Origin of the sequence: Actinocrinis sp. (assembly GCF_035938995.1) — a bacterium.
Taxonomy (GTDB): Bacteria; Actinomycetota; Actinomycetes; order Streptomycetales; family Catenulisporaceae; genus DASZGI01.
Genome location: NZ_DASZGI010000047.1, coordinates 20,466 through 28,415, shown reverse-complemented (window position 1 = coordinate 28,415; position 7,950 = coordinate 20,466). Strand labels below are relative to the sequence as shown.

8 protein-coding genes are annotated in these 7,950 nt (G+C 70.5%); 5 read left to right on the top strand and 3 right to left on the bottom strand.

Annotated features, from left to right (window positions below):
- The first annotated feature begins 169 nt into the window (after positions 1-169).
- Positions 170-1,201, top strand: a complete 1,032-nt coding sequence (mgrA, locus tag VGZ32_RS03260; protein ID WP_326884281.1) for an L-glyceraldehyde 3-phosphate reductase — start codon at positions 170-172, stop codon at positions 1,199-1,201.
- A gap of 73 nt (positions 1,202-1,274) precedes the next feature.
- On the opposite strand, the gene VGZ32_RS03255 is transcribed toward mgrA, so the two are convergent.
- Positions 1,275-1,907, bottom strand: a complete 633-nt coding sequence (locus VGZ32_RS03255; protein WP_326884280.1) for a TetR family transcriptional regulator — start codon at positions 1,905-1,907, stop codon at positions 1,275-1,277.
- A 122-nt stretch (positions 1,908-2,029) separates the two neighbouring features.
- Here VGZ32_RS03255 and VGZ32_RS03250 point away from each other — a divergent pair, with 122 nt between their 5' ends.
- The 4 genes from VGZ32_RS03250 (at position 2,030) to VGZ32_RS03235 (ending at position 5,727) form a co-directional block, all read left to right on the top strand.
- Positions 2,030-3,181 (top strand): acyl-CoA dehydrogenase family protein, encoded by a 1,152-nt coding sequence (locus VGZ32_RS03250; protein WP_326884279.1) that lies wholly within the window; start codon positions 2,030-2,032, stop codon positions 3,179-3,181.
- A 66-nt stretch (positions 3,182-3,247) separates the two neighbouring features.
- Positions 3,248-4,435 (top strand): thiolase family protein, encoded by a 1,188-nt coding sequence (locus VGZ32_RS03245; RefSeq protein WP_326884278.1) that lies wholly within the window; start codon positions 3,248-3,250, stop codon positions 4,433-4,435.
- A gap of 78 nt (positions 4,436-4,513) precedes the next feature.
- Positions 4,514-5,275, top strand: a complete 762-nt coding sequence (locus VGZ32_RS03240) for a glucose 1-dehydrogenase (protein ID WP_349263464.1) — start codon at positions 4,514-4,516, stop codon at positions 5,273-5,275.
- Positions 5,272-5,727, top strand: coding sequence for a MaoC family dehydratase (locus VGZ32_RS03235; RefSeq protein WP_326884276.1), 456 nt, complete (start codon positions 5,272-5,274; stop codon positions 5,725-5,727). The genes VGZ32_RS03240 and VGZ32_RS03235 overlap by 4 nt, the downstream gene beginning before the upstream one ends.
- A gap of 153 nt (positions 5,728-5,880) precedes the next feature.
- Here the strand turns inward: VGZ32_RS03235 and VGZ32_RS03230 are convergent, their stop codons facing one another.
- Positions 5,881-6,843, bottom strand: coding sequence for a 4-(cytidine 5'-diphospho)-2-C-methyl-D-erythritol kinase (locus VGZ32_RS03230; RefSeq protein ID WP_326884275.1), 963 nt, complete (start codon positions 6,841-6,843; stop codon positions 5,881-5,883).
- Entirely contained in the window at positions 6,840-7,859 is a 1,020-nt protein-coding gene (gene rsmA / locus VGZ32_RS03225; RefSeq protein ID WP_326884274.1) for a 16S rRNA (adenine(1518)-N(6)/adenine(1519)-N(6))-dimethyltransferase RsmA, read from the bottom strand. The genes VGZ32_RS03230 and rsmA overlap by 4 nt, the downstream gene beginning before the upstream one ends.
- Between the last annotated feature and the right edge of the window lie 91 nt (positions 7,860-7,950).

Below are 7,950 nucleotides of genomic sequence, written 5' to 3'. Positions count from 1 at the left end.
GCCGTTCTCAACGGCTTCATTGAGCAGCTTGGGCGTTCGCGGGGATCGGATTCTTCTATTGGACAGCTGATCGTGGCGGGGCGAGGGTGGAGGGGTCGGCTGTTGCTGTCGCTGTTGTGTTGCTGCCGGGGTCGCCGGGCGGCTTGGGTCTGCGTGATTGGGAGACACCATGGGCTACATCGCTGCGTCGGAGCGGTACTCGGACGCCGTGTTTCGGCGCTGCGGGCGTTCTGGGCTGGAGTTGCCGGCCGTCTCGCTCGGGTTGTGGCACAACTTCGGGGATGCGCAGCCTTTGTCGACGCAGCGGGCGATCCTGCGGCGTGCGTTCGACCGTGGCGTGACCCATTTCGACCTGGCGAACAACTATGGGCCGCCCTATGGGAGCGCCGAGCTCAACTTCGGCACTTTGTTCGCGCAGGACTTCCGGCCGTACCGGGACGAGCTGATCATCTCCACCAAGGCCGGGTACGACATGTGGCCAGGTCCGTATGGGCAGGGCGGCGGCTCGCGCAAGTATCTGTTGGCGAGCCTGGACCAGTCGCTCACCCGGATGGGCCTGGACTATGTGGACATCTTCTACAGCCACCGGTTCGATCCGCAGACGCCGCTTGAGGAGACGATGGGCGCGCTGGACGCCGCGGTGCGTTCCGGCAGGGCGCTGTACGCGGGGATCTCATCGTATAGTCCGGAGCGCACGCGGGAAGCCGCCGCGGTTCTCGAGGCGATGGGCACACCGCTGCTGATCCATCAGCCCTCGTACTCCATGCTGAACCGGTGGATCGAGGGTGGCTTACTGGATGTGTTGGGGGAGTTGGGGGTGGGGTGTATTGCGTTCTCGCCGCTCGCGCAGGGGATGCTGACGGACAAGTATCTCGGGGGCATTCCGGCAGGGTCGCGGGCGGCGCGCGATTCGTCGACGCTGTCGACCGACCTGCTGAACGAGCGCAATCTCGAGCATGTGCGTGCGCTGAACGGGATGGCTGTGGAGCGTGGGCAGTCGCTGGCCCGGATGGCGCTGGCGTGGGCGCTGCGGGATTCGCGAGTTACGTCGGTGTTGATCGGCGCGAGCAGTGTAGAGCAACTCGACGACAGCCTCGGGGCGCTGGAGCAGACGGAGTTCAGCGAGGACGAGCTGGCGAGGATCGACAAGCACGCGGTGGAGTCGGGGATCAATTTGTGGGCGGCGTCGGGGGAGGCGTGAGGGACTAGGGGGTGGGGGTGGGGGGTGGGGAGGAGGTAGAGGAGAGGGATGGGGAGCAGGGGGAGAGGCGGGATCAGCGGGGAGGGAGAGCGGCGAAGCGGAGTTCGAGGCCGGCGATGAGGGCGTCGAGGCCGGTCTCGAAGGCGCCCTCGTCCACTGATCGGCGGTGCTCGGCCAGGCGGTGGGCTTGGAGCAGGTGCGGGTATTCGGGGTCGTACAGTCGGGGGTCCGGGATGAATCCGGCGGCGAAGGACGCCAGTGCCGAGCCTGTGACGAAGTAGCGCATCAGGGCGCCGATCCGGGTCGCCTCGCGCGGCGGCCAGCCTGCCTCGACCAGCGCACCGTGCACGGTGTCCGCCATCTTTAGGGCATGCGGGCGTCGGCCGGGACCTTGCGCCGCGACGGGGACCAGGTGGGGATGCGCGGCGAGGGTGTCGTGATAGGAGAAGGCCCAGTTGCGCAGGGCCCGTGGCCATGCGTGCGCCGTGAGCGGCTCGATGTCCACCTCCGCGATGACGGAGTCGGCGACCGCCTCGAGCAGGTCGTCTTTCGTGGCGAAGTGGTTGTACAGGGACGGGCCGCTGACGCCCAGCTCAGTGGCGAGTCGGCGGGTGGACAGCGCGGCGAGGCCCTCGGCGTCTATGAGAGTGAGCGCCTCGGCGATGATCTTCTCCCGGCTCAGCAGCGGCGACCGCGGCCTGGCCACGTGTGACGCACCTCGCTATTCCGTGTCCGATGGGCGATGGGCTACAGTCCATTAAAACTAGCACTGCAAGTTTTGGCGTGGCTGTGCGGCGCTAGAGGCGGCAGCGGAAAGGTCGGTCGGCGATGAATCTCGCGCTCGACGAGGAGCAGTCCGCGCTTCGTGCGCTCGCGGCGCAGTTCGCGGACCGGGAGATCGCGCCGCACGCGGCCGAGTGGGACCGGCGGGAGTCGGTCGACCAGGGGATCGTCAAGCGGTTGGGGGATTTGGGGTTTCTCGGGTTGACGATCCCGGAGGAGTACGGGGGCTCCGGGGGATCTCACTTCGACTACGTGCTGGTGCTCGAGGAATTGGGGCGGGCGGACTCGTCGGTGCGCGGGATCGTGTCGGTGTCGCTCGGCCTGGTCGCGAAGTCGATCGCGGCGTGGGGGAGCGAGGAGCAGAAGCTGCACTGGTTGCCGCGGCTGTGCTCAGGTGAAGCGCTGGCGTGCTTCGCGCTGACTGAGCCGGACACGGGGTCGGACGCGGCCAATCTCACGGCGCGGGCGGTGCGGGAGGGAGAGTGGTGGGTGATCTCGGGCAGCAAGATGTTCATTACGAATGGGACGTGGGCGCAGGTCGGGCTCGTCTTCGCCAGGACGGGGGAGTCGGGACACAGGGGGATCACGGCGTTCTTGGTGCCGCTTGATGCCGCTGGGGTCGCGCGCCGAGAGATCCACGGGAAGCTCGGTCTGCGCGGGCAGGCGACGGCGGAGTTGGTGTTCGACGGGGTGCGGGTGCCGGACTCGACTCGGCTGGGGCCTGAGGGCAAGGGGTTCTCGGTCGCGATGTCGGCGCTCGCGAAGGGGCGCATGTCCGTGGCGGCGGGGTGCGTGGGGATCGCGGAGGCGGCGCTGCGGTTGGCGGTGCGGCACTCGACGGAGCGGATACAGTTCGGCAAGCCCATCGCCCATAAGCAGCTGGTCCAGGAGTTGATCGCGGACATCGCGACGGACGTCGACGCGGCGCGGCTGCTGGTCTGGCGGGTCGCGGATCTGGTCGACCGCGGGCTCGAATTCGCCCGGGAGTCCTCGATGGCCAAGCTCTTCGCGAGCGAGGCGGCGGTGCGGGCGGCGAACAACGCGCTTCAAGTCTTCGGAGGCTACGGCTACATCGACGAGTACCCGGTCGGCAAGCTCGTGCGCGACGCCCGGGTCATGACCCTGTACGAGGGCACCAGCCAGCTCCAGAAACTGCTCATCGGGCGGGCGCATACAGGCGTCAATGCGATCGTGTGATTGTGTGATCGCGCGGAGCGTGATCGCGTAATTGCGTGATCGCGTGAGAAGGCAAAAGGACGGGCAATGAAGGCGGTGTACATCGCGGCTGCGCGGCGCACGGCGATCGGGCGGCTGCGCGGGGCGCTTTCCTCGGTGCGCCCGGACGATCTGGCGGCGGCCGTGGTCCGGGATCTGGTCGCCGGGCTGCCGTTGCTGGACCCCGCGTCGATCGATGACGTGTACTGGGGCGCGGCGAACCAAGCGGGCGAGGACAACCGGAACGTCGCACGGATGGCGGTGCTGCTCGCGGGGCTGCCGGAGTCGGTGCCCGGCGCGACCGTGAACCGGCTCTGTGCGTCCGGGATGGAAGCGTTCACCCTCGGGGCGCGGACGATCGCGGCCGGGGAGGCGGACCTCGTCCTCGCGGGCGGCACCGAGTCGATGAGCCGCGCCCCGTTCGTGCTGCCGCGTCCTGATGACGGCTTGCCGAACCGCATGGAGATCGCCGATACGCGCTTGGGGTGGCGGATGATCAACCCGCTGATGCGTGGTCTCCACGGGCTGCTGTCGATGGGCGAGACCGCCGAGGAGGTCGCCACCCGATATGGGATCTCCCGGGAGCGCCAGGACGAGTTCGCGCTGGGCAGCCACCGGAAGGCGGCGCAGGCGCGGGACGCCGGGAAGTTCGCGCCGGAGATCCTGCCGATCGAGACGGCTGACGGGACAGTCGTCGACACGGACGAGGGGATCAGGGCGGACACGTCGGCGGAGAAGCTCGCCGCGCTGAAGCCGGTGTTCCGTGCGGGTGGCAGCGTCACGGCGGGCAACTCGTCGCCGCTGAACGACGGGGCGGCCGGACTGGTCCTCGCCTCCGAGGAGGGGCTGGCGCGGCTCGGCGTGCAGCCCTTGGCGCGGTACGTCGCGGGCGCTTCCGCGGGCGTGCATCCGGATGTGATGGGCGTCGGACCGATCCCGGCCACCGAGCGCGTGTTGAACCGCGCCGGATGGAAGATCTCCGACGTGGAGACGGCGGAGCTCAACGAGGCGTTCGCGGCCCAGGCCCTCGCCTCGATCGACGGCATCGGGATCGACGCCGCGATCGTCAACCCGTACGGCGGCGCGATCGCGCTCGGGCATCCGCTCGGCTGCTCCGGGGCGCGGATCGTCACGACCCTGGTCCACCGGATGCGGCGCGAGGGCCAGCGCAGGGGCCTGGCAGCGATGTGCGTGGGTGTGGGCCAAGGTACAGCGGTTCTCTTGGAGGCGGTGTAAAGGTACGGGGGACGTGTGGGTGTGGGCGAATGACTTCAATCAGTGCGTGTACAGGATCAACGGATGAGGGAGCAGGGAATGAGCCGGTTCGAGGGCAAGGTCGCGATCGTCACCGGCGGCGCGCAGGGCATCGGCGCCGCGATCGTGCGGCGGCTGGCGAGTGAGGGCGCCGCGGTGGCGGTGGTGGACCTGACTGCGGAGCGGGCCCAGCCGGTGGTCGACGAGGTGGTCAAGGACGGCGGCCGGGCGCTGGCGCTCGGCGCGGACGTCTCGAGGACCGAGGATGCGCAGGCGGCGGTGGCCGCGGCGGTGACCGAGTTCGGCCGGATCGACATCCTGGTCAACAACGCCGGCATCACCCGCGACAACCTGCTGTTCAAGATGACCGACGAGGACTGGGACTCGGTGATCGCGGTCAACCTGCGCAGCGCCTTCATCATGTCCCGCGAGGCGCAGAAGCACTTCGTTGCGCAGAAGTACGGCAAGATCGTCTCCCTGTCCTCCCGGTCCGCGCTGGGCAACCGCGGCCAGGCGAACTACTCCGCGTCGAAGGCGGGGGTCATGGGCCTGACCGCGACGCTGGCCATCGAACTCGGCCCGTTCGGCGTCAACGTCAACGCGGTCGCCCCCGGCTACATCTCCACCGCGATGACCGACGCGACCGCGCGCCGGGTCGGGCTGGACCCGGACGAGATGCGCCGCCTGGCCTCCGAGCAGACCCCGGTGCGCCGGGTGGGCGAGCCGGAGGACATCGCGGCGGTGGTCGCGTTCCTGGCCGCCGACGAGTCGTCCTTCGTGTCCGGCCAGACGATCCAGGTCAACGGCGGGGCCGACCGGTGAGGGTGTTCGAGAACCCGGACGAGCTGGTCAAGGCGGTCGGCACGCAGCTCGGCGCGAGCGAGTGGCTGACCATCGACCAGGACCGGATCAACGTGTTCGCCTACGCGACCGGCGACCACCAGTGGATCCACGTGGATCCGGAGCGGGCGGCGCAGGGTCCGTTCGGGCGCACGATCGCGCACGGATACCTGACGCTGTCGCTGCTGCCTGTGCTGGCCCAGGACATTTACCGGGTCGAGGGCGTGCGTATGGGAGTGAACTACGGGCTGAACAAGGTCCGCTTCGTCACCCCGGTTCCGGTCGGCTCGAAGATCCGCGCGGTCCTCACGCTCGACTCGGTGACCGAGGCGTCGGGCGGCGGGCTTCAGGTCGCGGCGACGGCCATCGTCGAGATCGAAGGGGTGGAGAAGCCGGCGGCGGTGGCCGAGACGTTGGTGCGCTTGTTCGTGTAGAGGACGTGTCGGGTTGTATGCCGTGCGCGGTTCCCGAGGGGGCCGCGCACGCTGCTTCGAGCCCTAAGGGGTGTTTGAAAGTATCGTCGGATAAGCCCGCAGCGAGCGTGCGTGGCAGGTGTCGCGGGCCCGACGATACTTTCCAGACACCGCCTAGCGGACGTTCGAAACCTGCGCGCCTGGGACCGGTCCGCGCGCGCGGCGTACCGCGCGACAGAGGCCTGAGGCCCGTAGCTGCTCCTCCACCTCCGCCGCGCTGACCGGTCCGTCGACGAGGAAGACGGTAGTCGGGCCAGAGCCGGAGACCAGCGTGCCCGCCGCGCCCGCCGTGGCGCCGAGGTCCAGCAGTTCGCCGATTTCGGGCATCAGCTCGACGGCGGCTGGCTGTAGGTCGTTGTAAAGCGCCGCCCCGATACGCTCCGTGTCCCCGGAGCGCAGCGTCGACATCAGGTCCGGGTGCACCTGCGGCGCGTCCGGCGTGACGCCGTCCCGGGACCGCAGGAGATCGCAGGCCTCGAAGACCTTTGGCGTGGACAGGCCGCCGTCCATCACCGCGATGACCCACTCCATACCCGCCGCCGCGAGTACCGGAGAGATGTGCTCGCCGCGGCCGGTGCCGATCGCGGTGCCGCCGTGCAGCGCGAAGGGGACGTCGCTGCCGAGCCGCCCGGCCAGGTCGTGCAGCTCGTCCCGGCGCAGCCCGGTGCCCCACAGGTGGTCGCAGGCGACGAGCGCCGCCGCGGCGTCCGCGGAGCCGCCCGCCATGCCGCCGGCCACCGGGATGTCCTTGCGCACCGTCAGGCGCACGTCCGGCTCGACGCCCGCGTGCTCGGCCAGCAGCAGCGCGGCCCGCCAGGCCAGGTTGCGCTCGTCGTCCGGGACTCCGCCGACGTCCGAGTCGCGGCGCAACGGCTCCACGGTGAGCGAGAGGCCGCGTGCCGCCCGCGCGATCACCTCGTCGTAGAGGGAGACCGCGTGGAAGACGGTGACCAGCTCGTGGTAGCCGTCGGCGCGCAGGGGCCCGACCGAGAGCGAGAGGTTGATCTTCGCGGGGACCCTGACGGTGACCGCTTCGGGCCGGAAGGGGCCGTCGTCCCAGTCTTCGAGCGCGGTCACGGTGTCGGCTCCTGGTCTTCGTCCGGCTGAAGGTTCACGTCGTGCGCCGCATCCGCGATCGCAGCGTATTGCTCCACCCCGATGGCCTCGCCGCGGGCCGCCGGATCGACGCCCGCGCGGCGCAGGATCTCCTCGGCCCGCGCCGCCGATCCGGCCCAGCCGGACAGCGCCGCGCGCAGCGTCTTGCGGCGCTGCGCGAAGGCGGCGTCGACGACGGCGAACACGTCCTTGCGACTCGCGCGGGTCGTCGGCGGTTCCCGGCGCTCCAGCGCGACCAGCCCGGAGTCGACGTGCGGCGCGGGCCAGAAGACGTTGCGGCCGATCGAGCCCGCCCGCCGCACCGACGCGTACCAGCGCGCCTTCACGCTCGGCACGCCGTAGACCCGGCCGCCCGGTTCGGCGGCCAGCCGGTCCGCCACCTCGGCCTGCACCATGACCAGCACCCGTTCGAGGGAGGGGAATCTCTCCAGCATATGCAGCAGGACGGGAACGGCGATGTTGTACGGCAGGTTGGCGACGAGCGCGGTCGGCGCGGGGCCCGGCAGCTCCGTGACGCGCAGCGCGTCGGCGCGGACGAGGGCGAAACGGTCGGTGCCGACGGCGTCCGGGGCGTGCGCGGCGACGGTGTCGGGCAGCGCGGCGGCCAGGACGGGATCGATCTCGATCGCGACGACCCGCCGCGCCGCGCCGAGCAGCCCGAGGGTCAGCGAGCCGAGTCCGGGCCCGATCTCCACGACCGTGTCCGAGGGCAGGACGCCGGCCGCGCGGACGATCCGGCGGATCGTGTTCGGATCGATGACGAAGTTCTGGCCGAGCTGCTTGGTCGGCCGCACCCCCAGCCGCGCGGCGAGAGCACGGACCTCGGCGGGTCCGAGGAGGCCGGGGAGTTCGGGCACGGCGGCGGGAGCGGCAGCCGGAGCAACCGACGCGGCGGGAACCGGCCCGGCGGACGAAGCGTCCGGCCGTGCACCGCTGTCGCCGCCGACGTGGGCGGCGGACGGCCCTCCACGGGTCATCGCGCCTCGCACTCCCCACCGTCCGGCCGGTTCATGTCCCCGAGTCTAGTTGGGGCGAAGGCCGCGCCGCGGACTGTGGCGACCTGCGGCG